This window comes from Afipia carboxidovorans OM5 (genome assembly GCF_000218565.1).
Taxonomy (GTDB): Bacteria; Pseudomonadota; Alphaproteobacteria; order Rhizobiales; family Xanthobacteraceae; genus Afipia; species Afipia carboxidovorans.
In genome coordinates, this window is sequence record NC_015684.1 from 1,919,444 (window position 1) to 1,946,008 (window position 26,565).

Below are 26,565 nucleotides of genomic sequence, written 5' to 3' on the forward strand. Positions count from 1 at the left end.
CGTCGCGCATTATCGGCCACAAGGTTCCCGCTATGAAAACGGTAACCATAAATTCCCGCTAGGCCTTTGAGTCCAATGGGATGCCGCACCCTTAAAGGGTTGTTTACTGCACGGATGTTTACTCAATTTAGTGCCAGTTGCGTACCAGTGAGTAACCATGTCCCGTCTTCTCGAATTGTTGGGCACGCGCCGCGTTCCGTCGCTGGCGGTGATGGCCTTGGTCTCCGTCAGCTTTGGCGGATGCAGCGCGGATTACGACTCGCGCTTCTCGGACAACTCCTTCCAGAACCCGTTTGCCTCGCAGCGTTCTGACGCAACCGGCTCGGTACGCCAGAACAATCACTACGCGCAGCGCGAGCTTCCGCAGTATTCACGCCCGGCCAGCCATGCGCCGGTCGTCTCCGCGCCGCTGTCGTACCCGGCAGCGCAGGGGAATTCGGGCGGCGGACACGGCATGGCGTCCTACACGCCGCCGGCCTCGAACCCGATCCAGCACACCGGCAGCGTCAACGCGCCTCGCTCGGTTGCGGCGACCCGTCCGGAAGGCGGCACCAAGATCATTGTCGGCACCAGCGACACGATGGAAATACTCGCCCGCCGCTATAACGTCTCGGTCGCGGACATCGTACGCGCCAACGGCTATCGCGGCCCGCGCGCGCTGTCGCCCGGGCAGTCGCTCATCATTCCGAAGCGTGCCGCACAGGCGCAGGCTCCTGCGCCGGCCACCCGTGGCGCCACGATGCCTTCGAGCGTTCATGTCGCCGCGCCCGGCGATACGCTGATGAACATCTCGCGCCGCAACCACATTTCGGTCAGCGAACTCGCGCGCGCCAACAACCTGCCGGTGACGGCACAGCTCAAGGTCGGCGATCGCATCACGGTGCCGTCGTCGTCCAAGACGCTGGCTGCGGCTCAGCCCGCGCCGGCTCCGGCCGCTCCCGCACAACCTGTTGCGGCTGCAGCACCTCCGAAGCCGCAGCCGGTTGCCGCAAAGCCTGTCGTGACCGCCTCGGCTGAGCCCGCGCAGAAGGTGCGCATGGCGACCGAGACCAAGGAAATCGAACGGACCCATTCGCCGGTGAAGGCGGCGGAAGCCACGAACGCGCTGCCGACGTTCCGCTGGCCGGTGCGTGGCCGTGTGATCACGTCCTACGGCGCCAAGACCAACGGCAAGCAGAATGACGGCATCAACGTTGCGGTGCCGGAAGGCACGCCTGTGAAAGCGGCGGAAGACGGCGTCGTGGCCTATTCGGGCAACGAGCTCAAAGGGTATGGCAATCTGATCCTGGTGCGGCACGCCAACGGTTATGTCACCGCGTATGCCCACGCGAGTGAACTGATGGTGAAGCGCGGAGATTCAATCAAGCGCGGCCAGATCATTGCCAAATCGGGTCAGACGGGAGAGGTGGGGTCGCCGCAGCTTCACTTTGAAATCCGCAAAGGGTCTTCACCCGTCGACCCGCTTCAGTTCCTCAACGGCGCCTGAGCGCGCTGCAACGCTCTCTCTTTGAACCGGCGAAGTTTTGGCTTCGCCGGTTTTTTTATGGGTCGTGCCATATGCGGGCAGGGCGGCTGATCTGAATCAAGGCAAAAAATCTTGTCGGCCTCATTCGTCCGCGCAATGAACCGTCACTGTTTCTTCACTGCTCGGCGCTATATCGCCTGTGCCGTCGCGCATCCGCTGCAAAGCAAAATGCGAAACGCTGCCGCCCGGCTGCGTCATGACGGCGCTGTTGCCTATTTCTCCGACCTGAGATTTATTTCGCATCGCTCGGAAAGAGTTCTGACAGGCGTGATTGTTGCGCTTGCCAGTTGAGGAAAATGTCATGCGTATCGTGGCTTTACTCATTCTAGCAGGGGCGTTCGCCTCACCTGCATCCGCCGAAACCACCTTCCTGAAACGCGAACCGCTGGTTCTGCCGCCCTACGTCTCGGTGCTGGTCCATAGCAAGACCTGCGGCGCCGGTATGGTGATGCGGGTGCGCGGGGCCGTTGCCGGACGGGAGCGTCAGCGTACCTGCGTGCCGACGGGCAAAACCGCCCAGGCGCGGAGCGGCGACCTGCTGTAAGGCAGGTTTTCAGTTTGGCCTGATGGCTCCGGAGCCGAGCGTTCCGGGGAAGCGGCCGTTACTTCCCCAGCCGGACGCCATGGCGTCCCGCCATTTCCTGCACGAACTGCCAGGCGACGCGGCCAGAGCGGGAGCCGCGGGTGGTGGACCATTCGAGCGCCTCGCGCTCGAGGTCGTCCGCCGGCATGTCGATGCCGAAATGGGCGCAGTAGCCCTTCACCATCTCCAGATATTCGTCCTGGCTGCACCGATGGAAGCCGAGCCAGAGGCCGAAGCGGTCCGACAATGAGACCTTTTCCTCCACCGCCTCGCCGGGATTGATCGCGGTCGAGCGCTCGTTCTCGATCATGTCGCGGGCGAGCAGGTGGCGGCGGTTGGACGTCGCGTAGAGGATGACGTTCTCGGGCCGCCCCTCGATGCCGCCTTCGAGCACCGCCTTGAGCGATTTGTAGGAGGCGTCCTGCCCGTCGAAGGAAAGATCGTCGCAGAACACGATGATGTGGAATTCGGACTGGCGCAGCAGCGCCATCAGCATCGGCAGGCTCTCGATGTCTTCGCGATGGATTTCGATCAGTTTCAGCGTGCCACGCACCCCGTCCATGGCATTGACGGTTGCGTGCGCTGCCTTGACGAGCGAGGACTTGCCCATGCCGCGCGCGCCCCACAGCAGCGCGTTGTTGGCGGGCAGGCCCTTGGCGAAGCGTTCGGTGTTCTCGATCAGGATGTCACGCATCCGGTCGACACCCTTGAGAAGGCCGAGTTCGACCCGGGACACCTTCGGCACCGGGATCAGGCGGCCGTTCGGCTGCCAGACGAAGGCCTCGGCCGTGCGCAGCGTCTCCGGCGTCGAGACAGGCTCGGTCGATTTCGGCAGGCCCGCGGCGATCGCCTCCAGCGCACGGGCGATCCGCTCCTCGATTTCCTCAGGTTTGGCGGCGGCGGGAGCGCGCTTTCGTGCCGCGGCAGGCTTGCTGCGAACGCCGGTTCGGGCAGGGGCGGGATTGCGGGCGGAGCGGGTGCGGCGAGCGGGCGCCTTGCGAGTGGTTTTGGCCATGATTCCAGGGTGATTCTGCTAGGTGTGGCGGCACCCTAAGCGAGCCGTGGCAGGCCCCGCAACCCATGGAAATGACGGGGTGGTCAGCGTTGCAATTGAGGCGCTGGCCGCTATAGTCCGCGCGAATTTACCCCTCCGCACGGTTTCAGCCCGGCCCCTGCGCCGGCCAGCCCGATCAAGGAAGACAGCGCATGCTCATTACCCCCGCCTACGCCCAGGCTGCCGCAGGCGGCGACACCAACTCGATGCTGATGTCGCTGCTGCCGTTCGTGATGATCTTCGTCATCATGTACTTCCTGATTTTGCGCCCCCAGCAGCGCAAGGCGAAGGAGCATACGAACCTCGTGAAGAATATCCGCCGCGGCGACACGGTCGTCACCAATGGCGGCCTTGTCGGCAAGGTCACCAAGGTGGTCGACGACGAGCAGATCGAAATGGAAGTGTCGGACGGCGTGCGCATCCGCCAGATGCGGCAGATGATTGCCGGCGTCCGCTCCAAGGGCGAGCCCGCTTCCGAGGCCTCGGGAAGCTGATTCCCGCCGCCTGCTTGCCCTTCATGACGTGACGAGCTGACCGATGCTTTATTTTACCCGATGGCGTGCCCTCGCGGTCATCCTCACGGCGTTGGTCGTGTGTCTCTGCGCAGTTCCGAACTTCTTCTCGGAAGCGACCGTCAAGACCTGGCCAAACTGGGCGCAGCGCCGCCTCGTGCTCGGCCTCGACCTGCAGGGCGGCTCGCACCTTCTCCTCGAAGTCGATGCCAAGTCGGTCAAGAAGGACAAGCTCGAGCAGGTGCGCGACGACGTTCGCCGCGCGCTGCGTGAGGCCAAGCTCGGCTACACCGGCCTCGGCATCAAGGGCGACAACGTCGAAGTTCGCGTCAAGGAAGCCGACCTTCCGACCGCATTGTCGAAGCTGCGCGAGCTGTCGCAGCCGATCGGCGGCATTCTCGGCAGCAGCGGCCAACGCACCGTTGACGTCACCGACCTCGGCGGCGGCCTGATAAGGCTCGCCGTGCCGCAGGCCGCGATCCTTGATCGCGTACGGCAGGCGGTCGATCAGTCGATCCAGATTATCGAAAAGCGCGTCAACGAACTCGGCACCGTCGAGCCGTTGATCCAGCGTCAGGGTATGGACCGAGTGCTGGTGCAGGTGCCGGGTCTACAGGACCCGACGCGGCTGAAGGAAATCCTCGGCAAGACCGCCAAGATGGATTTCCGGATGGTCGATACCAGCATCTCGCCGGAGCAGGCGCAGCAGGGCCGGGTGCCGCCGGATTCGGAGCTTCTGAAGGGCTCCGAGCCGCCGCATGTTCCTTATGTCATCAAGAAACAGGTGCTGGTGTCGGGCGCCGACCTGACCGACGCGCAGCCGAGCTTCGATCAGCGTACCGGCCAGCCGGTCGTATCGTTCCGCTTCAATGGTACCGGCGCGCGCAAGTTCGCGCAGGCGACCACCGAGAACGTCAAGCAACCGTTCGCAATCGTTCTCGATAACGAGGTGATCTCCGCGCCGGTCATTCAGGAGCCGATCACCGGTGGCTCCGGCCAGATCTCCGGTAACTTCACGGTGCAGCAGGCGAATGACCTCGCGATCCTGCTGCGCGCCGGCGCGTTGCCCGCGCCGCTCACCATTATTGAAGAGCGCACCGTCGGTCCCGGCCTCGGCCAGGACTCGATTGCCGCAGGCGAGCTTGCCTCTTATGTCGGCTCGGTACTTGTCATCGTGTTCATGACGCTGACCTACCGCCTGTTCGGCCTGTTCGCGAACATCGCGGTTGCGATCAACGTCGCGATGATCTTCGGCGTGCTGTCGCTTCTCAATGCGACGCTGACGCTGCCCGGCATCGCGGGCATCGTGCTCACGGTCGGCATCGCGGTCGACTCCAACGTGCTGGTCTATGAACGTATCCGGGAAGAATTGCGCCACGGCCGCAATGCGATCTCCGCAATCGACGCCGGCTTTGCCCGCGCGCTTGCCACCATTCTCGACGCCAACATCACGACCTTCATCGCTGCCGCGGTGTTGTTCTACATCGGTAGCGGCCCAGTGCGCGGCTTCGCCGTGACGCTCGGCATCGGTATCATCACCACCGTGTTCACTGCCTTCACCGTGACGCGCCTGATCGTCGCCACCTGGGTGCGATGGAAGCGGCCGCAAACCGTGCCGATTTGAGGATTAGCTGCTTTGACCACGGCCCATATCGTCATTATTTCGCTCGCGGTTTTCATCGTCCTCCTGACGGTGCTGTCGGTCTATGGCGTCATCCCGGCACTGCGGGTTGTGCCGGACGAGACGACATTCCACTTCATGAACTTCCGCCGGTTCAGCTTTCCGATCTCGGCCGTGTTGTCGATCGCCGCGATCACGCTGTACTTCACGCACGGGCTTAATTTCGGCATCGACTTCAAGGGCGGCACGCTCGTTGAAATTCAGGAGAAATCAGGCCCTGCCGATATTGCAAAACTGCGCGCCGATCTTGGCAATCTCGGACTCGGCGACGTGCAACTTCAGCAGTTTGGCGGCCCCTCCAACGTTCTGATCCGCATCGCGGAGCAGCCGGGCGGCGATGCCGCGCAGCAGGAAGCGGTGCAGAAAGTGCGCGCGACGCTCGGCGACGGAGTGGAGTATCGCCGCGTCGAAGTGGTCGGCCCGCGCGTATCCGGCGAGCTTCTGGCTTACGGCACTCTCGGCCTGATGCTCGCGATCTGCGGCATCCTGATTTATCTCTGGTTTCGGTTCGAGTGGCAGTTCGCGCTCGGCGCTATGGTCGCGAACGTGCACGATATCGTGCTGACCATCGGCTTCATGTCGATCACGCAGATCGATTTCGACCTCACCAGTATCGCGGCGCTGCTCACTATTCTCGGCTATTCGCTGAACGATACGGTCGTCATCTATGACCGCATCCGCGAACTGCTGCGGCGCTACAAGAAGATGCCGATGGAAGATCTGCTGAACCAGTCGATCAACTCGACGCTGTCGCGCTCGATCATCACCCACGTCACGGTGACGCTGGCGTTGCTCGCGCTCTTCCTGTTCGGCGGCAAGGCGATCCATTCCTTCACCGCGACCATGATGTTCGGCGTGGTGCTGGTCGGCACCTACACCTCGATCTTCATCGCCGCGCCGATGCTGATCTATCTCGGTGTCGGCACCCACCGGAAGGGGATCACCGGCGAGCCCGACGAAAAGCCCGCCAAGCCGTGAGCGGCGGCACGCCCACCGTCCCGCATTTCCCGCGCCCTGCGCCGATCGATGCCTACGGGCAGGGCGGATTCCGTTTTGCCGAGATGTCGCATCGCGGCTCGCTGTTATGCCTGCCGGATGGCATTTGGGGTTGGGAGCTCACGCGTGCCGCCGAGGTTGACCAGGCTGCGCTGGCGCGGGTATTTGCCAATGCCGATGCGATCGACACGCTGATTGTCGGCACCGGGCTTGATGTCTGGCGGCCGGAACCCGCGTTGCGCGAGGCGTTGCGGGCGGTGCGGATCGTGATCGACCCGATGCAGACCGGCCCCGCGATCACCACCTACAACATCATGATGGGTGAGGGACGCCGGGTCGCGGCGGCGCTGATCGCGGTATGAGCGAAAGTCACAGCAAGGCCGCCGACAACGCCGCCTATTGCGCGCAGCTTGTGCGCGACCACGATTTCGAGCGCTATGCTACGACGCTGTTCGTCTCACAGCATCTGCGGCGACCGCTGCTTGCACTTGCTGCTTTCAATGTCGAACTGAGCCGTATCCGCGATCACGTCAGCCAGCCGTTGACCGGCGAAATCCGCCTGCAATGGTGGCGCGATCTGATCGACGATGTCGCGCGCGGCAGTGTCGAGGCGAGCCCCGTTGCTGCCGAGCTGATGGCCGCAGTGGCAGAATACGATCTGCCGCGTCGCGATCTTTCGCGGCTCGCCGATGCGCGGGTGTTCGATCTCTATGACGATCCGATGCCGTCGCTCGCGGTGTTCGAGCGCTATTGCGACGATACTGCGGGACGGCTGTTTGCATTGAGCGCGCAAATTCTCGGCGCGGCGCCAGACGCCGTCGCAGACGCCGTGCATCATGCGGGTGTTGCGCAAGGGATTGCAGAGGCGATTGAAAATCTGTCGCTCCATGCTGCGCGCAAGCAGCTTTATCTACCGCAGGACGTGCTGGCCGAAGCGGGCGCGATGGAGGCCGATATCTTTGCCGGGCGCCCCACGCCGCAACTGACAGCGGCGATCGGCGGCCTTGCCGTTGTCGCGCGCGAGCATCTTGGCAAGGCGCTGTTCTTGCTGCGCGAGCAGAAAGGCGAGGCAGCGCGTGCTTTTCTGCCGCTCGCCGTCGTGCGGCGGGCGTTGAGCCACGACAGCCTCGCCACCGGCAATCCATTCACGCCGCAATCGATATCGCGGCTGCGGATGCTGTGGACGATGTGGCGCGTGACAAAATCGGAAGCGTTTCGGGGGTAATTACTTCGTCATTGTGAGGAGCGAACGCGACGAAGCAATCCAGCACTAAACTCTGGATTGCTCCGCTCGTAATAACGGAAAGGACACAGGCTGTCTTCGTCACAGTGATGATGAAGACAGCTTACGCCGCATCCGCCACGCGCAGATGCGCGGCGATCCAGCCGTTGAGATCGGCAAGGGCACGGGCACTCATCGCCTGCTTCTTCGCAATGGTCTTTTCATTGCCGCGCAGGCGCGTGCCGTCGGCCTTCTTGATCGGCGGCGAGGCGAGTGGCGGAAATAGCCCGAAATTGATGTTCATCGGCTGGAATGAGCGGGGTCCCGCGTCGGTCGTCTCGATGTGGCCGCCAGTGATGTGATTGAGGAGCGCGCCGAGCGCCGTTGTCGGCGGCGGCGGAGCGATTGTGCGGGCCAGCGCATCGTATGCGGCGAACAGGCCGGCGAGAAGCCCGATGCCCGCCGATTCCACATAGCCTTCGCAGCCCGTCATCTGGCCTGCGAAGCGCAGCCGAGGCTCCGCGCGCAGCCGCAACTGTGCATCGAGCAACTTCGGCGAGTTGAGGAAGGTGTTGCGATGCAGGCCGCCGAGACGGGCGAACTCCGCATGCTCGAGGCCGGGGATCATCCGCAGCACTTGCGTCTGCGCGCCGTACTTCAACTTCGTCTGGAAGCCGACGATGTTGTAGAGCGTGCCGAGCTTGTTGTCCTGACGGAGCTGCACAATGGCGTAAGGCTTCACGGTCGGGTTGTGCGCGTTTGTGAGGCCGACCGGTTTCATCGGGCCATGGCGCAGCGTCTCGGGCCCGCGCTCGGCCATCACCTCGATCGGCAAGCAGCCGTCGAAATAGGGCGTGTTGCTTTCCCAGTCCTTGAAGTCGGTCTTTTCGCCCGCAATCAGCGCTGCGATGAACGCCTCATACTGCTCGCGCGACAGCGGACAGTTGATGTAGTCCGCGCCGTTGCCGCCCGGGCCGACCTTGTCGTAGCGCGACTGAAACCACGCCTTCGACATATCGATGGAGTCGCGATGCACGATCGGCGCAATCGCGTCGAAGAAGGCGAGCGAGTCCTCGCCGCTGCGCGTGCGGATGGCGTCAGCCAGCGCGGGCGAGGTGAGGGGCCCGGTCGCCACCACGACGTTGCTCCAGTCGGCCGGCGGCAGTCCCGCGATTTCCTCGCGGTGAATCTCGATCAGCGGGTGCTGCGCCAGCGCGGCGCTGACGGCGGCGGAAAATCCCTCGCGATCGACCGCGAGCGCGCCGCCCGCCGGGACCTGATGGGCATCGGCCGAGGCCATGATCAGCGAGTTGAGCCTGCGCAGCTCGGCATGGAGCAGGCCGACAGCATTGTTTGCGGCATCGTCTGAGCGGAAGGAGTTCGAGCAGACAAGCTCGGCCAAGCCGTCAGTGCGGTGTGCCTCGGTCGTGCGGACGGGGCGCATCTCGTGCAGCACGACCGGATGACCAAGGCGCGCGATCTGCCAGGCCGCTTCGGAGCCCGCGAGGCCGCCGCCGATGACGTGGATAGGGTCTTTGATCGAAGAGAAATCAGCCATGCCCCAGCACTAAGGCGAGTTCGGGGACGGCGCAACGCCCGCAGGAGAATCCCTGAACAGGCGCTCTCGGCAAACCATTGGGTTGAAACGACAAACGCCCGCACAAGGCGGGCGTTCGTGGTGGTCGTTCTAAAAGTTCCGTCTTAGCGGGCGGAGACGACGTTCGGGCGATAAGCACCAGCTGCGACGCGCTCGATTTCGCTGCGGTCGATGCCGATGTCGGCCAGTTCGCGCTCGCTGAGCGAGGAGAGCTCACGGTAAGCGCGGTTGTAGTCGCGGAACGCCTTGATGATGCGGACGAGAGAGAGGATCATGATATTCACCCTTCAGAGTTTTGGTTCAGTCCTTCGTGACTGCTTGCACACTGTAATAATCTCTTTTTCCTGGCATACCAGCCTCAATGGTGCGGTGCAGCTAGACGATAAATGCATAGCTATTGACCTGTATCACCCCCCTTTGTTCTTTCCAGTTCGAATTTATTACGAATCTGTGAACGGGGGAGGGGCCGGTTTACGCATGTCGAAACAAAATTACTCCAGTGATATGCACGTTATGCATATTCTCGCATCCTCAAGATATGAATTTAAAATCTTGTTTCAAGAGGTAAGATTTGCAGGATTGAACCATGCGGGCGTGGCGGTTCCAGACTTTGGGGCCGCTTGAGAATCAGTATTCAGCCGCATTCCTTAAGCTTGCCGGCCGCCTATGGCTTGTTCCAGGCTCAGTTCCCGGGCGCGGGATTGATTGCGGCGTCGGGGAAGGCGGACGCCAGCCCGTGGAGCCCCGGAAATGACCGTGCAAGGCAGAGGTGCCTCGATACCCCATTGCAAAGAACAGGGAATGCGCCTTTCGGGAGGCGTCGGTCCGCAGGAAGCGGGGCAAGGCGGCAGCGCGGGAACTGCCGCCCGTGCCCTGCTCAGGCCGCGCTTCGCTGCGCGTGCTGGCCTTCGCGCACTTCCTCGATGATCTTCGTGACGAACGCTTCGAGGTCGCCGGGATTGCGCGAGGTGATGAGGCCGAGGTCGTTCACCACCTCCGAATCCTCCCACTTGCCGCCCGCATTCATGACGTCGGTCTTGATCGACTTGTACGACGTCGCCTTCTTGCCCTTGATGATGCCGGTCTCGATCAGAAGCCAGGGCGCGTGGCACACCGCCGCCAGCACCTTCTTCTGATTGTAGATGTCCTTGATGAAGGCGAGCGCCTTGGGCTCGACGCGCAGCAGATCGGGATTGATTTGGCCGCCGGGCAGCACCAGCGCATCGTAGTCGGCGGCCGAGACCTGATCGAGAGTCTTGTCCACCTTGACCGGCTGACCCCAATCCTTTTTGTCCCAGCCTTTGATCTCGCCGGGCGCGAGTGAAACGACGTCGACCTGCGCGCCAGCGGCTTTCAGCTTGGCGAGCGGAACCTCGAGCTCGGATTGCTCGAAGCCATGGGTGGCAAGAATGGCGATTTTCTTTCCAGACAGAAGCATGGCGTCCTCCGTATCCAGCATGTGCAGAAGTTGGCTTCAGCCCGTGCCGTCAACGATGGACGCCATGCCACGTTCCGTGGAAGACGCGGAGGTTATTTGATCCACGGCATGAGATTGACCGGGAAATCGGCCGCATAGCGCTTCGGCTTCGGCGGTTGCACGGGTTGGTGATAGGTCTCGGTCGCGGGCTCTACGACGGCGCGGTAGAGATGCCACGTCGCATGGCCGAGCACCGGCACGACGACTGCAAGCCCCAGGAACAAAGGCAGCGAGCCGAGCACCAGAAGCGCCGCCACGATGAGGCCCCATGCGGCCATCGGCACCGGGTTTTGCGCAACCGCCTTCATCGATACGGTCATGGCCTGTGTCGCGCTGGCGTGGCGATCGAGGATCAGGGGGAATGCGACAACGCTGATGCACAGCGCGACGATCGCGAACAGAAGCCCGACACCGCAACCGACAAGGATCAGCGTCCAGCCTTGAGAGGTCGTCAGCACCACGCCGAGGAAATCGGGAATACGCGCGGCTGGGATATACCCGAACGTTGCGACATAGATCGCCTGCGCGGTCGCAATCCATACCGCGAACAGAATCATCAGCAGCACGCCGATTGCGAGCATCGCTCCAAGCGAGGGCGAGGACAGCACGCCCAGTGCGTCGGAGGCGGACGGGCTTTCGCCCGCTTCACGGCGGCGGCTGAGTTCGTAGAGACCGACCGCAGCAAACGGGCCGAGCAGGGCAAAGCCTGCGGCCAGCGGGAACAGGAGCGGCAAGATGTCATAGCCATGGACGAGTCGCGCCACGATGAGGCCGATCACAGGATAGATCAGCGCGAGAATGATCGCGTGCGAGGGCAGCGCCATGAAGTCTTCCCAGCCGGCCCTCAGGCTGGCGGTGAGATCGGACATCTGGATACGCCGCACGGTCGGCATGCCGTCGTGGGCCGAGCGGACAACGATGGGTAGGGTATTGCCGGAATGGGGGTAGCTGGAAGACATGGCAGAGGCTCCCGTTCGATGGCGGTTGGCGCACTGCCCGCAACCTGACCACGCGGAAGCAGACGCGCGTCGGATGGGAAGGGTGAGACCTTCGCCATCGAAAGCCAACTCACCCTTGTGTGAAATTGTTCCGGCGTGGGCTGCGGGCGGGGCTGGTATTTTGATCCGGCAGCGCTTCCGTCATCGCCCGGTCATGCCGTCGGGCGATAGCTTGCTTATTGGCAAGGGGCGAGCCTTCAGGCAGACTTCGCGCCAGGTGACGCTTGCGGCGCCGGTTACAGATCCAATTGCTTTAAGGAGTTCAGCATGGGCATCTTCTCCAAGATTATGGGTGCAATTTTCGGGACGAGCAGCGCACAGGCAGCGGAAGCCGCAGGCGGCGCGGCTGCAGGAAGCGCCGGCGCTCCGGCGCAGAGCGTCGACGTCGCGCCGATCCTCGACGCCGCCGTGAAGGCCAAGGGCGAAAAGCTCGAGTGGCGCACCTCGATCGTGGACCTGATGAAGGCGCTGGACATCGATTCCAGCCTGGCCGCCCGCAAGGAACTCGCCAAGGAGCTCAACTACACCGGCGATACCAGCGATTCCGCCTCGATGAACATCTGGCTGCACAAGCAGGTGATCTCGAAGCTGGAAGCCAACGGCGGCAAACTGCCGCCGGACATCAAGCGCTAAGCACGGCGCTTTAAGCTCCCGTCATTATGAAAGCCCGCTGCAATCGTTGCGGCGGGCTTTTGCGTGGCTCGGTTGGAAGAGCCTAAGTTTACTCGGAATTGTCATGCGCGGGCATAACCGTTCGAAGAGCGGCGTCGCTTCCGCTCGCCTATGGACCCGCGCATCTAGAAAATAAGAGTCGTTTCGATGATGGATTGCCGGGTCAAGCCCGGCAATGACTGGTTCTAGTTGCTTGTTTGCAAATCTATTCTGCAGCGCGCGTGAGAGCAGGGACGTCCGTCCGCTGAAGCGGCTCCGGCACCTCGCAGCCCGTAGCACAGCAGCGGCCGGGTTGCTTCGAGACACGCTGGCCTTCGTTGAGAACGCCGCGGTCGAGCAGGCTTTCCACCAGTTCGATTTTCTCCATGACTGGATAGTTGCGCCAGATCTCGCGCTTCATTGCTTCCGGCGAACCGCCGCCGTGCAGCGAAATCACCGAGTACCAGCCCGCCTCGTGCGACACCGTCAGGTCTTCGATGAAACGCGCCACCTCGGCTCGCTGATCGGCGGGAATATCCGGCCGGCCGCCCATCACGGCTGCGAGCGAGGCGCGGGTCTCGGGATTGTGGTCCTCGTCGGGGCCGGGGAGTGCGACGATCAGGCCGCCCGAGACATAATGCGCCACACGATGCATGTCGTAGATCTTGGTGGCGAGCAGTAGCTTGCCGATGTTGGAGAATACCGCATCCGGCATCACCGATCCGGCCGGGTCCTTGGTGCAGTAAACCGATGAGGCCACGCCGCAGGCATAAAAGCTCTCGGTGATGGTGATGAGTTCCACCATCGCCTCGCGGATGTGGGAGTGGCGTTCGGCATCGAGGCCATTGGCCTCGATCATCAGCGCGCCTGCGCCGATCAGGAGATCGCCAAAGCCTGCGCGTGCGCCGATGCACGAATGCCGGTGATGGGTGGCGTAGGAGGTCGTAAGGAAGCCGCCTTCCTCGGTCTCGCCGGCCAGGAAAACGCGATCGTGCGGAACGAAGACGTCATCGAAGATCACGACGCCGACCGACTGGCCGTATTTGGCCGAGAATTTCGCCGCCGCTTCGCCCGGGCGTCCCGCCGGGCGCGCGATGATGGTGACGCCGGGCGCGTCGCAGGGCACGGCGCAGCACACCGCGCAATCCTTGTCCTCCGGCGCGTGCGTGCGGCACGGCATGACGAGAAATTCGTGCATGTAGGGCGCGCCGGTCACGATCGCCTTGGTGCCGCGGATGACGATGCCGTCCTTGCGGCGCTCCGTGATGTGGACATAGACGTCCGGGTTCACCTGCTGGCTGGGACGCTTGGAGCGGTCGCCCTTGGCGTCGGTCATCGCGATGCCGAGCGTGAGGTCGTTATCCTGAACGTGGTGCAGATAGGCGAGGAAGCGTTGGCTGTAGTCGGTGCCGTGGCGCTCGTCGGTGAGCCGCGTCGATTGATAGAGGCCGTTCAGAGCATCGTGCGCGAGGTAGCGCTGCGCGCAGCCGGACGTCTTGCAGACGAGGCGCACGGCTTCGAGCTTATAGAGGAGGTCCTGCGAGGTCTCGTTGATGTGCAGCATCCGGTTGACGATCTTGCCGGACGTGCCTTGCCGCGCCGTCATCAGCGGCGCGTGTTCCTCGCGCAACGCGAAATCATAGGTGACGCCGACGCCGGCAATGCCCGGCGCAAGCAATGGCTCGTCGGCGACGCTCTCTACAACGTTGCCGTTGATAAAGACCTTCGGCTTGTAGGCGCGGAGAGACTCCCTGTAGTCGGCGGCTGACATCAGCATTGGTGTCTCTCCCTCTTGTTCAAAAAATCGAACAGTGTTAGATTTTAATCCTGCTGGATTTTCTGTCAAGCGAGAGCCCTCGCGAGCTAGAGCCTTTCACAAGCGAACCCTGCACAACCGAACCCTTGGACGTCACATGGTCGAAAAGCGGCAAAGCCGGCGTGAGGCGGTGAACGAGCACAAGCGTGACCTGATCCTCGCCGCCGCCGGACAAGTGTTCGCGGAGGAGGGGCTGGAGGGCGCGAGCCTGCGGGCGATTGCGGTACGCGCGGGCTATACGCCGGCCGCGCTCTATTTCCATTTCGAATCCAAGGAAGACATCTACGCCGAAGTCCTGGAGGCCTCGCTGGCCTCGCTCGGCGCGGCGGTTGATCTGGCCGTTGCGAAGGCGAGTACGCCGGCGCAGAAGCTGAAAGCGGCGGCGACGGCGTTCTTCCGGTTCTATGCGGAGAACCCGCGCGATCTCGATCTCGGATTCTATCTGTTTCGCGGTGGTATGAAGCCGGCCGGCTTGGGTCGCGCGCGCGACGAGAAGCTGAATGCGGCGCTGGAAGCGGCGCTGCGGCCAATCGCGGAAGCTGCGGTGAGTCTCGGCGCATCACGGCAGAAGGCCAACCTCCTGATGGTCGATTGCTTTGCCCATGCCACCGGGCTTCTCCTGTTGCTGCACACTGGGCGTATCCGGATGTTCGGTGCCTCGGCGCCTGATCTGATGGAGACCTACGTCAAGGACCGCATTGCCCATCTGTCGGAAGAGGTGACATCATGCTGACCATCGATCCCAAGCGCTCGCTGCTTCTGGTTATCGATTTTCAGTCGCGTCTGATGCCGGCCATCCATGACGGTGAAACGGCCGTCCGGAATGCGCGCCGCCTGATCGAGATGGCGGAGCTGGTCGACATTCCCTGCATCTTCACCGAGCAGAACGCCAAGGGGCTTGGGCCGACCGTGACGGATTTGCCGGTCGAGAAGGGACGGCTGATCCACAAGCAGTTCTTCGATGCCTGCAGGGAAAGCGGCTTTCTCGACCATGTGCCGGCGGATGGCCATATCGTGGTTGTCGGATGCGAGTCTCATGTCTGCGTACAGCAGACCGTGCTCGGTCTGCTCGCGGCGTCCCGCAAGGTTTATATCGTGCGCGATGCGCTTGGCTCCCGCCGCCCCGAGGACAAGGAAACCGCGATCCGGCGCATGGAGCGCCATGGTGCGGAAATCGTGACGTCCGAGATGGTCGTGTTCGAGTGGCTACAGACGGCGGAGCATCCTCGCTTCCGCGATGCGATCGCACTGGTCAAATGAGACTGCCGCTCACGGCGAGCGCGCTCATCCTGTCCCATTCCTAAGCAACCCTTCATCGCACGGCAGTCCATGCCGTCGGCGGATTTGCGTCGCGCAATCCGTCCGGCACTGCAGCATATTTGTGTCGCCTTGCGAGAAGGCTGACCTCTGCCGTTATCGGATTTGTGAAATGACGGCGGACCGGTCCAGCCGTAAACAGGATTGCATTCAAAGGCCGAAAGCTACGGTCAACGAGGAAACCAAGGGGAAATCCATGGCAGAGATCAATCGCCGCTCGGTTCTGGCGGCAGGCGCAGTGGTGCTCGCGGGCACGGCAGCAACACCTGCGGCAGCGCAGAGTGGCACGAAGACAGTGTTCGAGGTTGCCCAGGTGACGATCCCGATCGAGGGGCAGAGCGAGGTGTTTCCCGTGCGGCGCATCTATTGCATCGGCCGCAATTATGCCGCCCATGCGATCGAGCGCGGCTCCGATCCGAACCGGGAGCCGCCGTTCTTCTTCCAGAAGCCGACCGATGCGATCCAGAACGTGAAGAACGGGACCGTTGCCGACCATCCGTACCCGTCGCTGACGCAGAATTATCATCACGAGGTCGAACTGGTTGCCGCACTGAAATCCGGCGGCACCAACATCCCGCCCGAGAAGGCGCTCGACTGCGTGTTCGGCTACACGGTCGGCCTCGACATGACGCGGCGCGATCTGCAGAACCAGATGGCATCGATGAAAAAGCCGTGGGAGATCGGCAAGAGTTTTGACCATGCCGCGGTGCTTGGCCCGCTGCAGCCGGCCGCCAAAGTCGGCCATCCGACAAAGGGCGAAATCTCGCTCGCGATCAACGGCAAGGTTCGGCAGGATTCCGATCTTAGCAAGATGATCTGGAGCGTCGCCGAGCAGATCTCGAAACTGTCGGAGGCGTTCGAGCTGAAGGCCGGCGACATCATCTATTCGGGCACGCCCGAGAATGTCGGTCCGGTGGTGAAGGGTGATGTGTTGCTCGCCAAGATCGCGGGCTTCCCCGATATGTCGATCAAGATCGTCTGAAGGGCAAACGTGTCGCCCCGCGAGGGCGGGGCAAGCTCTTCAGAGTGATTTGGTTTTAATGGAAATAACACTCGTCATGGCCGGGCTTGTCCCGGCCATCCACGCCTTATCGTCGCTGCTATAAAAGATGTGATGCCCGCAATAAGCGGGCATGAAGGACTATGCTTTTGTATCTACCCGCGTAGGTCGTCATGCTCCGGATGGTCCGCCAGATAAGCACGCGCGAAACTGCAGGCCGCAACGACCTTTTCGTCATTATGCCGGATCGTCTCCAGAATGCCGCCCATCAGTCGTGAGGCGACGCCTTGTCCGCGCAACGCCGCCGGCGTCTCGACATGATTGATGGTGACCGTCGCGCCTTCGCGGCGATAACGCGCGAAGGCGACGTCGCTGCCGATATCCATCTCGTAGCGGCTAAGCTCTACATTGTCGCGAACGGTAGGAGATGGTTCATTCATATCGTCAATCGGTCGCCGATTTCTGGATTGCTTCGTCGCAAGTGCTCCTTGCAATGAGGCCTCTTGTCATTGCGAGCGAAGCGAAGCAATCCAGAATGATTGAGTTGCTTGTTGTCGTCTGGGTGCACGCGAAGTCTCAGCTCAGAAGGTCGGCATAATTCGCGTGCTTTTCGATGTAGCCCTTTACGAATGGGCACCGCGCCACGACCTTCAGGCTTCTCGCGCGAACGTCATCGAGTGCGCCTTTCACCAGTTGCGAGCCGATGCCGCGACCGCCAAGCTCTTTCGGCACCTCGGTGTGCGTGAAGGTGATGACACCATCCGACAGCTTGTAATAGGCGGCGGCGAGATGGCCATCGACGGTCAACTCGTAGCGGCTTTCAGCAGGATTGTCCTGAACGGTGCCTGTCGTCATATCGTCTCCTCGCATTTCGGAGCTTGCGCCGGAAGGTGTTTGCCGGATGGCAATGATCTGGATCGGCCTATCCTGTGACAACAAAGCCGGGCCGGGGGCTCTTGTAAAGGCATGGGGGTTTCATAGGTCTTCTGCAGACATACCCCTGCGGCCAAAGGGTCGTATTGGTTTGGAAGTCGACCTCGTTCCGGCCGCCGCCGTATGCCTCTTTATGAAGGAGGTTACCATGTCTGGCGCTCGGTTCTTCGACACACATCGCACGTGGGAGGACTGGGGCGGGATGCTGCTCGGTCTCCTGATCGCCCTTTCTCCCTGGCTGAACGGCGATGTGAACCACGGGTTCGGGTCGTTATCGCTGCCGGGTCTGGCAATGATCAACACCGCCATCGTGGGCATTCTCATCATCGGCCTTTCCCAACTTGAATATGTCGCCTTGCGGCGCTGGGAAGAAGTCTGCGAGATCGCGCTTGCGATCTGGCTCATCATGTCGCCTTACGTCTTCGGATATTCGACGGATGGCATGCTGAGGTTCTGGCACGCCGCGCTTGGTGGAGCCGTGCTCCTGCTGGCTGCGCTGAAGCTCTGGCAGGACTGGGATCTGTCCGATCGGGAGTTGGCCCAGCACGGACAATAAAACCTTGTCATCTGACAAGGTTTTAAAGATGCGATGGTCGGGCGACCGGTCTGCCGGCCGCCTGACCGAATCTGTGGCCGCCGTTTACTCCGCGGCTTCCTCGCTGGTGGCGAGATGGCCGGATTGGCCCTTCGCCAGCACGGGCGCAAGGAATTTGCCGGTGTAGCTGCGCGGCGCCTGGACGATATCCTCTGGCGGGCCCCAGGCAACGATCTCGCCGCCGCCATCGCCGCCCTCGGGGCCGAGGTCGATCACCCAGTCGGCCGTCTTGATGACTTCGAGATTGTGCTCGATCACCACCACGGTGTTGCCCTGTGCCACCAGTTCATGCAGCACCTCGAGAAGCTTTGCGACGTCGTGGAAATGCAGGCCCGTGGTCGGCTCGTCGAGAATGTAGAGCGTGCGGCCGGTCGCGCGCTTCGAGAGTTCCTTGGCGAGCTTGACGCGCTGCGCCTCGCCGCCCGACAGCGTCGTTGCCTGCTGGCCGACGCGGATGTAGCCGAGGCCGACGCGCTGCAGGGTGCGGAATGTCTCGCGGATGCGCGGCACCGCCTTGAAGAAGTCTTCCGCCTCATCGACCGTCATGTCGAGCACGTCGGCAATGGTCTTGCTCTTGAACGTCACCTCGAGCGTTTCACGATTGTAGCGCTTGCCCTTGCAGGTATCGCAGGTGACGTAGACGTCCGGCAGGAAGTGCATCTCGATCTTGATGACGCCGTCGCCCTGACAGGCTTCGCAGCGCCCGCCCTTGACGTTGAAGGAGAAGCGCCCCGGCTCGTAGCCGCGCGCCTTCGCTTCCGGCAGCCCTGCGAACCACTCGCGGATCGGTGTGAATGCGCCGGTGTAGGTCGCGGGGTTCGAGCGCGGCGTGCGCCCGATCGGCGACTGGTCGATATCGATGATCTTGTCGATATGCTCCAGCCCCTCGATGCGATCATGCGGTGCGGGCGCGTCGGCCGCGCCGTTGAGCTTGCGCGCGATTGCCTTGTAGAGCGTATCGATCAAGAGCGTCGACTTGCCGCCGCCGGACACACCGGTGACACAAGTGAACAGGCCGAGTGGAATTTCCGCCGAGATGTTCTTGAGGTTATTTCCGCGCGCGTTGATGACCTTCATCGTCCGGCGATGGTTCGGCGGACGGCGCTCGGGAATCGGCACAAATTTTTCGCCGGTCAGATATTTTCCGGTGAGCGACTTCGGATTTTTCATGACGTCGTCGGGCGTGCCGCGCGCGACGATGTGGCCGCCATGAATGCCGGCGCCGGGGCCGACGTCGACCACATGATCGGCGAGACGGATGGCGTCCTCGTCATGTTCGACCACGATCACGGTGTTGCCGAGATCGCGTAGCCGCTTCAGCGTATCGAGCAGGCGCGCGTTGTCGCGCTGATGCAGGCCGATCGAGGGCTCATCGAGAACGTAGAGAACGCCGGTGAGGCCCGAGCCGATCTGCGAAGCAAGGCGGATACGCTGGCTCTCGCCGCCTGATAGTGTGCCGGACGCACGCGACAGTGTCAGATAGTTGAGGCCGACATCGAGCAGGAACGACAGCCGCTCGCGGATCTCTTTCAGGATACGAACCGCGATCTCGTTCTGCTGGGTCGTCAGCAGGTCAGGCACGGTCTCGAACCACTCGCCGGCTTTCTTGACCGAGAGTTCGGAGATTTCGCCGATGTGCTTGCCGCCGACTTTCACGCATAGCGCCTCGGGCTTCAGCCGATAGCCGTGACAGCCTGCGCAAGGCACGTCGGCAAAATATTTACCGAGTTCCTCGCGTGCCCACTCGCTTTCGGTTTCCGCGAAGCGACGCTCAATGTTGGTGACGATGCCCTCGAACGGCTTCTTGGTATCGTAAGAGCGCGTGCCGTCCTCGTAGGAGAATTTAATCGCATCCTCGCCCGAACCGTAGAGCAGCGCGGTCTGCGTCTTCTTCGGCAGGTCCTTCCACTTGGTATCGAGCGTGAACTTGTAGAACTTGCCGAGCGCCTGCAGCGTCTGGATGTAATAGGGCGAGGACGACTTCGCCCACGGCGCGATCGCACCCTTCCGCAAGCTCAGGTCCTTATCCGGGATGATGAGGTCGGGATCGATGTGCTGCTCAACGCCGAGGCCGCCGCACTCCGGGCAGGCGCCATAGGGATTGTTGAACGAGAACAGCCGCGGTTCGATCTCCGGTAGCGTGAAACCGGAGACGGGGCAGGCGAATTTTTCCGAGAACAACAGCCGTTCGGGACCGCTCTTGTCGTGGATTTTTGCGGTCTTCTTTTCGGACTTTTTGGTGTCGGCAGCCGGCGTCGCAGGCGCATCGGCAAACTCGACGACAGCGAGGCCTTCGGCAAGCTTCAGTGCGGTCTCGAAACTTTCTGCAAGCCGCTGTGCGATGTCGGGTCGGACCACGATGCGGTCGACGACGACGTCGATATCGTGCGGAAATTTCTTGTCGAGCGTAGGTGCATCGGCAAGCTCATGGAATGCACCGTCGATCTTGACGCGCTGAAAACCCTTCTTGAGATACTCGGCCAGTTCCTTGCGGTACTCACCCTTGCGGCCGCGCACGACCGGCGCGAGCAGATAGAGCCGCGTGCCTTCCGGCAGCGCCAGTACGCGATCGACCATCTGCGAAACGGTCTGGCTCTCGATCGGCAGTCCCGTCGCGGGCGAATAGGGCACGCCCACGCGCGCCCACAGCAGGCGCATATAGTCGTAGATTTCGGTGACGGTGCCCACCGTCGAGCGCGGGTTCTTCGAGGTGGTCTTCTGCTCGATCGAGATCGCCGGCGACAGGCCGTCGATCTGATCGACGTCCGGCTTCTGCATCATCTCGAGGAATTGCCGCGCATAGGCCGACAGCGATTCGACGTAGCGGCGCTGGCCTTCGGCATAGATCGTGTCAAACGCGAGCGAGGACTTACCGGAACCCGAGAGGCCCGTGAACACCACGAGTTTGTCGCGCGGCACTTCGAGATCGACGTTCTTGAGATTGTGTTCGCGCGCACCGCGAATGGTGATGGCACGCGAGGCGCTCGTCTGGGCGCGTTGCTTGGCCTTGATGACTTCGTCCATGGATCGGTTCCCGCGCACGCCGCGCAACAACAACGCTCGTGGGCCGGACAACCGGATCGCGCGTCAGGCTTGGAAAAATGGCCGTGTTCGGAACGTAGGCAGAACGGGTGCGAATTTCCAGTGTCGGAAAGGGAAGATCACCGGAATCATTTTGCAGGATTGGAGGGAGGTTTCCCCGAGAGGAACTTCAAGCTCCTGTAGAGTGCTCCCCCAACGCAAAAGGCCGGCTGCGAGAGCCGGCCTTTCCGTCAGATCGCGGATGCGATCAGCGTGTCTTAGTAGCGGGCCACAACCGGACCACCCCAATTGAAGTGGTAGTTGATGCCAGCCTTCACAGTGTGAAGGTCGTCGCGGTAGCTGACCGTGCTCGGCAGCGTGCCGAAGGTGAGCGCGGTGCGGTCGAAGTCGTAGTACTGGTACTCGATCTTCGCCGACCAGGCCGGAGCGAACATGTACTCGAGGCCCGCACCGACGGTGTAGCCGGTGGTGTCGCGGCTGACCAGGAACGGCGTGGTGGCAGCAATACCGCCGTTGTCGCGGAACGCGACACCGCCCTTGGCGTAGATCATGCCAGGACCCCAGGTGTAGCCGAGACGGCCGGTGACCGAAGCCAGCCAGTCGTTCTTGACGCGGATGCCGTCAAAGCCATCCGTGAAGGTGTAGCGGTTGTTCGACAGGCCGTTGAACTCACCCTCGATGCCGAGCACCCAGTTCGGCGAGAACTGGTAGTTGGCGCCGAGCACGCCGCCGCCGAGGAACGAGGAGTCGTCACGGTTACCGGTCACGAGCGGATCGTCAGTGACGAAGCCGCTGCTGCCCTGGAAGGCACCGCCAACCTGAGCACCGATGTAGAGGCCGGTCCAGTTGTAGATCGGCGCGACCGGAGCCGGCGGAGCCTTCGTATAGGGCCGTGCCGCCAGGTCCGCAGCAAACACTGACGTCGAGCTCAGGGCCACAACCGCTGCTGCAACGAGAATTTTGTTCATGTTCTTCATCTCCAAAAACCGCGCCCCAAGTTTTGGTCCCGAGCCCGCGGAGGTGTTCAATTGCGTTCGCTTGTGGGTCACGCACCGGAATACGAATTCCTTGATGCCCCGACGTATAACTCGGATTCCGCGAAAAAGCCGTGTCGCAAATATCACAGTGGAAAGTGAAGTTGGGCGGATGCGAAGTTCCATTTAACGAACTGGAAACGCTAATTATTCCCCAATTCTGGTTCCATCAAATCTGATCACGAATGTGTTACTTATTGCGCTGCGGGAAAACCCGTAGCGCAACGTACGCTTGTAGTGAACAAAAAGAGTACATATAACGTCTGCCATAAACCCGGCCGCGGACTATGGTCCGGTATCGTGTGGATAACGGCACGGGCCGGCATTGCGGCGTTTCGGTCCGTCCCCGACTAGGCTTAGGTGCCGGGCGGGCGCAGGATTGGCGCCTCAGGTGGAGAGGAAGAGATGGCAGGCAGCGTCAACAAGGTCATTCTGGTGGGCAATCTCGGGGCAGACCCGGATGTCCGGCGTACCCAGGACGGGCGGCCGATCGTCAACCTCAGCATCGCGACCTCCGACACCTGGCGCGACAAGGCGACCGGCGAGCGCAAGGAAAAGACCGAGTGGCACCGGGTCGTCATTTTCAATGAAGGTCTGTGCAGGGTCGCCGAGCAGTACCTGAAGAAGGGCGCCAAGGTTTACATTGAAGGCGCGCTGCAGACCCGGAAGTGGCAGGACAAGGACGGTAAGGACAAGTATTCCACCGAGGTCGTGCTGCAGGGCTTCAACTCGACGCTGACGATGCTCGACGGCCGCAGCGGAGGCGGCGGTGGCTCCTTCGCCGGCGATGATGCTGGCTCCTCGTTCGGCTCCAGCGGCTCCTCCCAGCGCCGCTCGCTTCCGCCGTCAGGTGGCCGCGACGACATGAACGACGACATTCCGTTCTAAAGAGACATTTCCGAACAGCTTTAACCGAAGGCGGCTCGGCCGCCGTCGATAACGAACTGCACGGCGAGGGCGGCCAGCACCACGCCGAGCAGCCGTGACAGCACGATATTGCCGGTGACACCGAGAAAGCGTGCGACGCTGCCTGCAAACAGGAATGCCACAGCACAGGCCGCTGCGATCACGATGATGATCGCCACCAGCGCGGCAAGCGACACGGCACTGCCGCCGCCTTGCCCGGCGAGCAGCAGCGTCGCGGTGATGGCGCCGGGGCCGGCGATCAACGGGATCGCGAGCGGAAAGGCGGCGATGTTGCGGACATGCTCCTCGATCGCCTGTTCGGCCTGACGCGCCTCGCGTGTCGGGCGGATGCCGAGCACCATCTCGAAGGCGATGAAGAACAGCAGGACGCCGCCGGAAATGCGAAAAGCCGGCAGGCCGATGCCAAGCCGCGTCAGCAGCCAGTTTCCGCCGAGTGCAGTTCCGATCAGGATGAGCGCTGCGATTGCCGCTGCCCGATAGCCGACATTGCGGCGCGTGGCGGCAGGCAGGCCATGCGTGAGCGACAGGAACGCGGGTGCGATCCCGATCGGGTCGACTACCACGAACAGTGTCACCAGTGCATTGAGCGTGAAGTCGACAAGCATGGTCTCTCCGCAAAGCCCGTTTGTTTGGCGCTGCTACGGCTGACGTGCGGCACCGTATGAGGTCGTTCAACTCCCGTTTTTCGACTGTCCGAGGCGTGGATTCGGAGCTATCGGAGCCGATTTGGCAAGGTCGTTCAATCATAGCCGGATGAGCGCCTGAAGCGCCTTCTAACCCTATGATATAACGCCTTTATTTATCGCCTCAGAAAGCTCGAAACGATTGGCGGCAAACCCCGATTCAGCCTATATAGGCATGGCATTTCGCACCTCAGGATTCGCACTTTGACCGACCCGAAAGATCCGACGGAGAGCGGCTCCGGCCCCGTCGATATCAAACCCGTTTCCATTTCCGATGAAATGAAGCGCTCGTATCTCGATTACGCGATGAGCGTGATCGTGTCGCGCGCGCTGCCCGATGCGCGCGACGGCCTGAAGCCGGTGCATCGACGCATTCTCTACGGCATGTACGAGAACGGTTTTGAGTGGAACAAGCCGTACCGGAAGTCGGCGCGTACGGTCGGCGACGTCATCGGTAAGTATCATCCGCACGGCGACCAGTCGGTCTACGACGCCTTGGTGCGTATGGCGCAGGACTTTTCAATGCGCGTGCCGCTGATCGATGGTCAGGGCAATTTCGGCTCGGTCGATGGCGATATGCCGGCGGCAATGCGTTACACCGAGTCGCGTCTGCAGAAGATCGCGCATTCGCTGCTCGACGATATCGACAAGGACACCGTCGACTTCCAGCCGAACTACGACGCCTCCGAGCGCGAGCCGAAGGTGCTGCCGGCAAAGTTTCCGAACTTGCTGGTCAACGGCGCGGGCGGCATCGCTGTCGGCATGGCGACCAACATTCCGCCGCATAATCTCGGCGAGGTGATCGACGCCTGCATCGCACTGATCGACAATCCAGCGCTCGGCATCGACGATCTGATCAACATCGTGCCGGGACCGGATTTTCCGACCGGCGGCATCATTCTCGGACGCCAGGGCATCCGTTCGGCCTATCATCTCGGCCGCGGCTCGATCGTGATGCGCGGCAAGGTTTCGATCGAGACCATCCGCAAGGATCGCGAAGCGATCGTCGTTTCCGAAATTCCCTATCAGGTGAACAAGGCGACGATGGTCGAGCGCATTGCCGAGCTCGTGCGCGATAAGAAGATCGAAGGCGTCTCCGACCTGCGCGACGAGTCCGACCGCGAGGGCTATCGCGTCGTCGTCGAGTTGAAGCGCGACGCGGTGCCGGACGTGGTGCTGAACCAGCTCTACAAGTTCACGCCGTTGCAGACGAGCTTCGGCGCCAACATGGTGGCGCTCGACGGCGGCCGGCCGCAGGTGATGAACCTCAAGGACCTACTGACGGTGTTCGTCGCCTTCCGCGAAAACGTCGTATCGCGGCGCACGAAATTCCTGCTCAACAAGGCGCGAGACCGTGCCCACATCTTGGTCGGCCTCGCGATTGCCGTTGCCAATATCGACGAAGTGATCCGCGTGATCCGTACGTCGCCCGATCCGGCGACCGCACGCGATACACTGATGTCGCGCGACTGGCCTGCGCGTGACGTCGAAACCATGATGATGTTGATCGATGATCCGCGCCATCGCATTGCCGAGGACGGCACGGCGCGGCTGTCGATGGAGCAGGCGAAGGCGATCCTCGATCTGCGTCTGCAGCGCCTCACCGCGCTGGGTCGCGACGAGATTTCCGAAGAGCTCGACAAGCTCGCGGTCGAGATTGCCGACTATCTCGACATCCTGCGCTCGCGCGCCCGTGTGCAGGACATCGTCCGCAATGAACTCAACGCGATCAAGGAAGAGTTCGCGACGCCGCGGCGCACGATGATTATCGATCAGGAAGGCGAGGTCGAGGACGAGGACCTGATCCAGCGCGAGGATATGGTCGTCACCGTGTCGCACGCGGGTTACGTCAAGCGCGTGCCGCTTTCGACCTATCGCGCGCAGAAGCGTGGCGGCAAGGGTCGTTCCGGCATGCAGACCCGCGAGGAGGATTTCGTCGCGCGGCTGTTCGTGGCCTCGACCCATACGCCAGTGCTGTTCTTCTCCTCGCGCGGACAGGTCTACAAGGAAAAGGTCTGGCGGCTGCCGATGGCGGCGCCGAGCGCGCGCGGTAAGGCACTCATCAACATTCTGCCGATGGAGCAGGGCGAGCGCATCACCACCATCATGCCGCTGCCGGAGGATGAGTCCTCATGGGGCGAGCTCGATGTGATGTTCGCCACCACCGGCGGCAATGTCCGCCGCAACAAGCTGTCGGATTTCGTCGATGTGCGTCGCTCCGGCATCATCGCGATGAAGCTCGGCGAGGGCGAGGCCATTGTTGACGTGCAGATCTGCAAGGAGAACGACGACGTCCTGCTCACCGCCGCAGGCGGGCAGTGCATTCGCTTCCCCATCACCGATGTCCGCGTATTCCAGGGTCGCACCTCGATGGGTGTGCGCGGTATCACGCTTGGCGAGGGTGACAGGCTGATCTCGCTCACCATTCTGCGCCATATGGATGTTAGTGCCGATGAGCGCGCGGCGTATCTGCGCCGTGCCAATGCGGTACGCCGTGGCGGCGCGGATGACGAGGCGGGGACCGACCACGAGGAAGCCACCGGTGCGATCGAACTCGGCGAGCAGCGCTATGTCGAGATGTCGGCAAACGAACAGTTCGTGCTGACCATCAGCGAGAACGGCTACGGCAAACGCTCGTCGTCCTACGAATACCGGACCACGGGACGCGGCGGCAAAGGCATCGTCGCGATGTCGGTCAATGACCGGAACGGCAAGCTCATTGGCTCCTTCCCGGTCGATGACAGTGACCAGATCATGCTCGTCACCGACAAGGGCCAGCTTATCCGCTGTCCGGTCGAGGACATCCGCATCGTCGGCCGCTCGACGCAGGGCGTGACCGTCTTCAATACGGCGGATGACGAACGCGTGGTCTCGGTCGAACGCCTCACCGACGAGGGCGAACATCCCTCCGACGAGGAGTAG

At 62.2% G+C, this 26,565-nt stretch carries 26 protein-coding genes; 14 read left to right on the forward strand and 12 right to left on the reverse strand.

Features of this window, described 5'->3' with window-relative positions; genetic code table 11:
• Positions 1-157 precede the first annotated feature (157 nt).
• Positions 158-1,486 (forward strand): peptidoglycan DD-metalloendopeptidase family protein, encoded by a 1,329-nt coding sequence (locus OCA5_RS08955; RefSeq protein ID WP_012563399.1) that lies wholly within the window; start codon positions 158-160, stop codon positions 1,484-1,486.
• A 120-nt stretch (positions 1,487-1,606) separates the two neighbouring features.
• Here the strand turns inward: OCA5_RS08955 and OCA5_RS19385 are convergent, their stop codons facing one another.
• A complete protein-coding gene (locus OCA5_RS19385; RefSeq protein ID WP_193372354.1) occupies positions 1,607-1,828 on the reverse strand; it encodes a hypothetical protein in 222 nt (73 codons plus the stop codon).
• Here OCA5_RS19385 and OCA5_RS08965 point away from each other — a divergent pair.
• On the forward strand, positions 1,827-2,069 hold the full coding sequence (locus OCA5_RS08965; protein ID WP_012563396.1) for a hypothetical protein: 243 nt from the start codon (positions 1,827-1,829) through the stop codon (positions 2,067-2,069). The two genes, OCA5_RS19385 and OCA5_RS08965, sit on opposite strands and share 2 nt — an antisense overlap.
• A gap of 58 nt (positions 2,070-2,127) precedes the next feature.
• Here the strand turns inward: OCA5_RS08965 and OCA5_RS08970 are convergent, their stop codons facing one another.
• Entirely contained in the window at positions 2,128-3,123 is a 996-nt protein-coding gene (locus tag OCA5_RS08970) for an ATP-binding protein (RefSeq protein ID WP_012563395.1), read from the reverse strand.
• A gap of 191 nt (positions 3,124-3,314) precedes the next feature.
• Between OCA5_RS08970 and yajC the strand changes: the two genes are divergently transcribed.
• Genes yajC through OCA5_RS08995 form a run of 5 tightly spaced genes read left to right on the forward strand, consistent with a single transcriptional unit; the run spans position 3,315 to position 7,576 of the window.
• Positions 3,315-3,656: a preprotein translocase subunit YajC gene (yajC, locus tag OCA5_RS08975; protein ID WP_012563394.1), complete on the forward strand. Its 342-nt coding sequence runs from the start codon at positions 3,315-3,317 to the stop codon at positions 3,654-3,656.
• 43 nt (positions 3,657-3,699) lie between these two features.
• The gene (secD, locus tag OCA5_RS08980; protein ID WP_012563393.1) at positions 3,700-5,298 is read left to right on the forward strand and encodes a protein translocase subunit SecD; all 1,599 of its coding nucleotides are present in this window, start codon (positions 3,700-3,702) and stop codon (positions 5,296-5,298) included.
• A gap of 12 nt (positions 5,299-5,310) precedes the next feature.
• Complete coding sequence (secF, locus tag OCA5_RS08985; protein WP_012563392.1) at positions 5,311-6,333, forward strand: protein translocase subunit SecF; 1,023 nt, start codon at positions 5,311-5,313, stop codon at positions 6,331-6,333.
• On the forward strand, positions 6,330-6,713 hold the full coding sequence (locus OCA5_RS08990) for an Mth938-like domain-containing protein (protein ID WP_012563391.1): 384 nt from the start codon (positions 6,330-6,332) through the stop codon (positions 6,711-6,713). The genes secF and OCA5_RS08990 overlap by 4 nt, the downstream gene beginning before the upstream one ends.
• Positions 6,710-7,576 (forward strand): phytoene/squalene synthase family protein, encoded by an 867-nt coding sequence (locus tag OCA5_RS08995; protein WP_012563390.1) that lies wholly within the window; start codon positions 6,710-6,712, stop codon positions 7,574-7,576. Before OCA5_RS08990 ends, OCA5_RS08995 begins: the two co-directional genes overlap by 4 nt.
• Positions 7,577-7,697: 121 nt before the next feature.
• Here the strand turns inward: OCA5_RS08995 and trmFO are convergent, their stop codons facing one another.
• The 4 genes from trmFO to OCA5_RS09010 all read right to left on the reverse strand — a co-directional run bounded on the left by trmFO (position 7,698) and on the right by OCA5_RS09010 (position 11,606).
• Entirely contained in the window at positions 7,698-9,131 is a 1,434-nt protein-coding gene (trmFO, locus tag OCA5_RS09000) for a methylenetetrahydrofolate--tRNA-(uracil(54)-C(5))-methyltransferase (FADH(2)-oxidizing) TrmFO (RefSeq protein ID WP_012563389.1), read from the reverse strand.
• A gap of 143 nt (positions 9,132-9,274) precedes the next feature.
• Complete coding sequence (locus OCA5_RS18765) at positions 9,275-9,445, reverse strand: DUF1127 domain-containing protein (RefSeq protein ID WP_012563388.1); 171 nt, start codon at positions 9,443-9,445, stop codon at positions 9,275-9,277.
• A 602-nt stretch (positions 9,446-10,047) separates the two neighbouring features.
• Entirely contained in the window at positions 10,048-10,608 is a 561-nt protein-coding gene (locus tag OCA5_RS09005) for a type 1 glutamine amidotransferase domain-containing protein (protein ID WP_012563387.1), read from the reverse strand.
• Positions 10,609-10,700: 92 nt separating this feature from the next.
• Positions 10,701-11,606 (reverse strand): DUF2189 domain-containing protein, encoded by a 906-nt coding sequence (locus tag OCA5_RS09010; RefSeq protein ID WP_012563386.1) that lies wholly within the window; start codon positions 11,604-11,606, stop codon positions 10,701-10,703.
• Between the two features lie 306 nt (positions 11,607-11,912).
• On the opposite strand from OCA5_RS09010, the gene OCA5_RS09015 reads away from it, so the two are divergent.
• Entirely contained in the window at positions 11,913-12,278 is a 366-nt protein-coding gene (locus OCA5_RS09015; protein WP_012563385.1) for a DUF3597 domain-containing protein, read from the forward strand.
• Between the two features lie 244 nt (positions 12,279-12,522).
• On the opposite strand, the gene OCA5_RS09020 is transcribed toward OCA5_RS09015, so the two are convergent.
• Entirely contained in the window at positions 12,523-14,073 is a 1,551-nt protein-coding gene (locus OCA5_RS09020; protein WP_012563384.1) for a 4-hydroxyphenylacetate 3-hydroxylase family protein, read from the reverse strand.
• A gap of 136 nt (positions 14,074-14,209) precedes the next feature.
• Here OCA5_RS09020 and OCA5_RS09025 point away from each other — a divergent pair, with 136 nt between their 5' ends.
• From OCA5_RS09025 to OCA5_RS09035, 3 genes are all read left to right on the forward strand, one after another.
• Positions 14,210-14,845 (forward strand): TetR/AcrR family transcriptional regulator, encoded by a 636-nt coding sequence (locus OCA5_RS09025; RefSeq protein WP_012563383.1) that lies wholly within the window; start codon positions 14,210-14,212, stop codon positions 14,843-14,845.
• A complete protein-coding gene (locus tag OCA5_RS09030) occupies positions 14,839-15,372 on the forward strand; it encodes an isochorismatase family protein (RefSeq protein ID WP_012563382.1) in 534 nt (177 codons plus the stop codon). The genes OCA5_RS09025 and OCA5_RS09030 overlap by 7 nt, the downstream gene beginning before the upstream one ends.
• A 253-nt stretch (positions 15,373-15,625) precedes the next feature.
• Entirely contained in the window at positions 15,626-16,411 is a 786-nt protein-coding gene (locus tag OCA5_RS09035) for a fumarylacetoacetate hydrolase family protein (RefSeq protein WP_012563381.1), read from the forward strand.
• A gap of 173 nt (positions 16,412-16,584) precedes the next feature.
• Here the strand turns inward: OCA5_RS09035 and OCA5_RS09040 are convergent, their stop codons facing one another.
• Together OCA5_RS09040 and OCA5_RS09045 are read right to left on the reverse strand one after the other, a co-directional pair.
• The gene (locus OCA5_RS09040; RefSeq protein WP_013913071.1) at positions 16,585-16,869 is read right to left on the reverse strand and encodes a GNAT family N-acetyltransferase; all 285 of its coding nucleotides are present in this window, start codon (positions 16,867-16,869) and stop codon (positions 16,585-16,587) included.
• A gap of 136 nt (positions 16,870-17,005) precedes the next feature.
• The gene (locus OCA5_RS09045; protein WP_012563379.1) at positions 17,006-17,284 is read right to left on the reverse strand and encodes a GNAT family N-acetyltransferase; all 279 of its coding nucleotides are present in this window, start codon (positions 17,282-17,284) and stop codon (positions 17,006-17,008) included.
• Between the two features lie 226 nt (positions 17,285-17,510).
• Here OCA5_RS09045 and OCA5_RS09050 point away from each other — a divergent pair, with 226 nt between their 5' ends.
• Positions 17,511-17,918, forward strand: coding sequence for an SPW repeat domain-containing protein (locus tag OCA5_RS09050; RefSeq protein ID WP_013913072.1), 408 nt, complete (start codon positions 17,511-17,513; stop codon positions 17,916-17,918).
• Positions 17,919-18,002: 84 nt separating this feature from the next.
• Here OCA5_RS09050 and uvrA read toward each other — a convergent pair whose 3' ends face one another.
• Together uvrA and OCA5_RS09060 are read right to left on the reverse strand one after the other, a co-directional pair.
• Entirely contained in the window at positions 18,003-20,981 is a 2,979-nt protein-coding gene (gene uvrA, locus OCA5_RS09055) for an excinuclease ABC subunit UvrA (RefSeq protein WP_012563377.1), read from the reverse strand.
• A 275-nt stretch (positions 20,982-21,256) separates the two neighbouring features.
• Positions 21,257-21,967 (reverse strand): outer membrane protein, encoded by a 711-nt coding sequence (locus tag OCA5_RS09060; protein ID WP_013913073.1) that lies wholly within the window; start codon positions 21,965-21,967, stop codon positions 21,257-21,259.
• Positions 21,968-22,438: 471 nt separating this feature from the next.
• On the opposite strand from OCA5_RS09060, the gene OCA5_RS09065 reads away from it, so the two are divergent.
• A complete protein-coding gene (locus OCA5_RS09065; protein WP_012563374.1) occupies positions 22,439-22,921 on the forward strand; it encodes a single-stranded DNA-binding protein in 483 nt (160 codons plus the stop codon).
• A 20-nt stretch (positions 22,922-22,941) separates the two neighbouring features.
• Here OCA5_RS09065 and OCA5_RS09070 read toward each other — a convergent pair whose 3' ends face one another.
• On the reverse strand, positions 22,942-23,565 hold the full coding sequence (locus OCA5_RS09070) for a MarC family protein (RefSeq protein WP_012563373.1): 624 nt from the start codon (positions 23,563-23,565) through the stop codon (positions 22,942-22,944).
• Positions 23,566-23,847: 282 nt separating this feature from the next.
• Between OCA5_RS09070 and gyrA the strand changes: the two genes are divergently transcribed.
• Positions 23,848-26,565 (forward strand): DNA gyrase subunit A, encoded by a 2,718-nt coding sequence (gene gyrA / locus OCA5_RS09075; protein WP_012563372.1) that lies wholly within the window; start codon positions 23,848-23,850, stop codon positions 26,563-26,565.

Bases quoted from the DNA above. Each gene is read 5' to 3' on its own strand.
- OCA5_RS08955 (WP_012563399.1), top strand. From the start codon at position 158: ATGTCCCGTCTTCTCGAATTGTTGGGCACGCGCCGCGTTCCGTCGCTG.
- OCA5_RS08965 (WP_012563396.1), top strand. From the start codon at position 1,827: ATGCGTATCGTGGCTTTACTCATTCTAGCAGGGGCGTTCGCCTCACCT.
- OCA5_RS19385 (WP_193372354.1), bottom strand. From the start codon at position 1,828: ATGACATTTTCCTCAACTGGCAAGCGCAACAATCACGCCTGTCAGAAC.
- OCA5_RS08970 (WP_012563395.1), bottom strand. From the start codon at position 3,123: ATGGCCAAAACCACTCGCAAGGCGCCCGCTCGCCGCACCCGCTCCGCC.
- yajC (WP_012563394.1), top strand. From the start codon at position 3,315: ATGCTCATTACCCCCGCCTACGCCCAGGCTGCCGCAGGCGGCGACACC.
- secD (WP_012563393.1), top strand. From the start codon at position 3,700: ATGCTTTATTTTACCCGATGGCGTGCCCTCGCGGTCATCCTCACGGCG.
- OCA5_RS08995 (WP_012563390.1), top strand. From the start codon at position 6,710: ATGAGCGAAAGTCACAGCAAGGCCGCCGACAACGCCGCCTATTGCGCG.
- trmFO (WP_012563389.1), bottom strand. From the start codon at position 9,131: ATGGCTGATTTCTCTTCGATCAAAGACCCTATCCACGTCATCGGCGGC.
- OCA5_RS18765 (WP_012563388.1), bottom strand. From the start codon at position 9,445: ATGATCCTCTCTCTCGTCCGCATCATCAAGGCGTTCCGCGACTACAAC.
- OCA5_RS09005 (WP_012563387.1), bottom strand. From the start codon at position 10,608: ATGCTTCTGTCTGGAAAGAAAATCGCCATTCTTGCCACCCATGGCTTC.
- OCA5_RS09010 (WP_012563386.1), bottom strand. From the start codon at position 11,606: ATGTCTTCCAGCTACCCCCATTCCGGCAATACCCTACCCATCGTTGTC.
- OCA5_RS09015 (WP_012563385.1), top strand. From the start codon at position 11,913: ATGGGCATCTTCTCCAAGATTATGGGTGCAATTTTCGGGACGAGCAGC.
- OCA5_RS09020 (WP_012563384.1), bottom strand. From the start codon at position 14,073: ATGCTGATGTCAGCCGCCGACTACAGGGAGTCTCTCCGCGCCTACAAG.
- OCA5_RS09025 (WP_012563383.1), top strand. From the start codon at position 14,210: ATGGTCGAAAAGCGGCAAAGCCGGCGTGAGGCGGTGAACGAGCACAAG.
- OCA5_RS09030 (WP_012563382.1), top strand. From the start codon at position 14,839: ATGCTGACCATCGATCCCAAGCGCTCGCTGCTTCTGGTTATCGATTTT.
- OCA5_RS09035 (WP_012563381.1), top strand. From the start codon at position 15,626: ATGGCAGAGATCAATCGCCGCTCGGTTCTGGCGGCAGGCGCAGTGGTG.
- OCA5_RS09040 (WP_013913071.1), bottom strand. From the start codon at position 16,869: ATGAATGAACCATCTCCTACCGTTCGCGACAATGTAGAGCTTAGCCGC.
- OCA5_RS09045 (WP_012563379.1), bottom strand. From the start codon at position 17,284: ATGACGACAGGCACCGTTCAGGACAATCCTGCTGAAAGCCGCTACGAG.
- OCA5_RS09050 (WP_013913072.1), top strand. From the start codon at position 17,511: ATGTCTGGCGCTCGGTTCTTCGACACACATCGCACGTGGGAGGACTGG.
- uvrA (WP_012563377.1), bottom strand. From the start codon at position 20,981: ATGGACGAAGTCATCAAGGCCAAGCAACGCGCCCAGACGAGCGCCTCG.
- OCA5_RS09060 (WP_013913073.1), bottom strand. From the start codon at position 21,967: ATGAACAAAATTCTCGTTGCAGCAGCGGTTGTGGCCCTGAGCTCGACG.
- OCA5_RS09065 (WP_012563374.1), top strand. From the start codon at position 22,439: ATGGCAGGCAGCGTCAACAAGGTCATTCTGGTGGGCAATCTCGGGGCA.
- OCA5_RS09070 (WP_012563373.1), bottom strand. From the start codon at position 23,565: ATGCTTGTCGACTTCACGCTCAATGCACTGGTGACACTGTTCGTGGTA.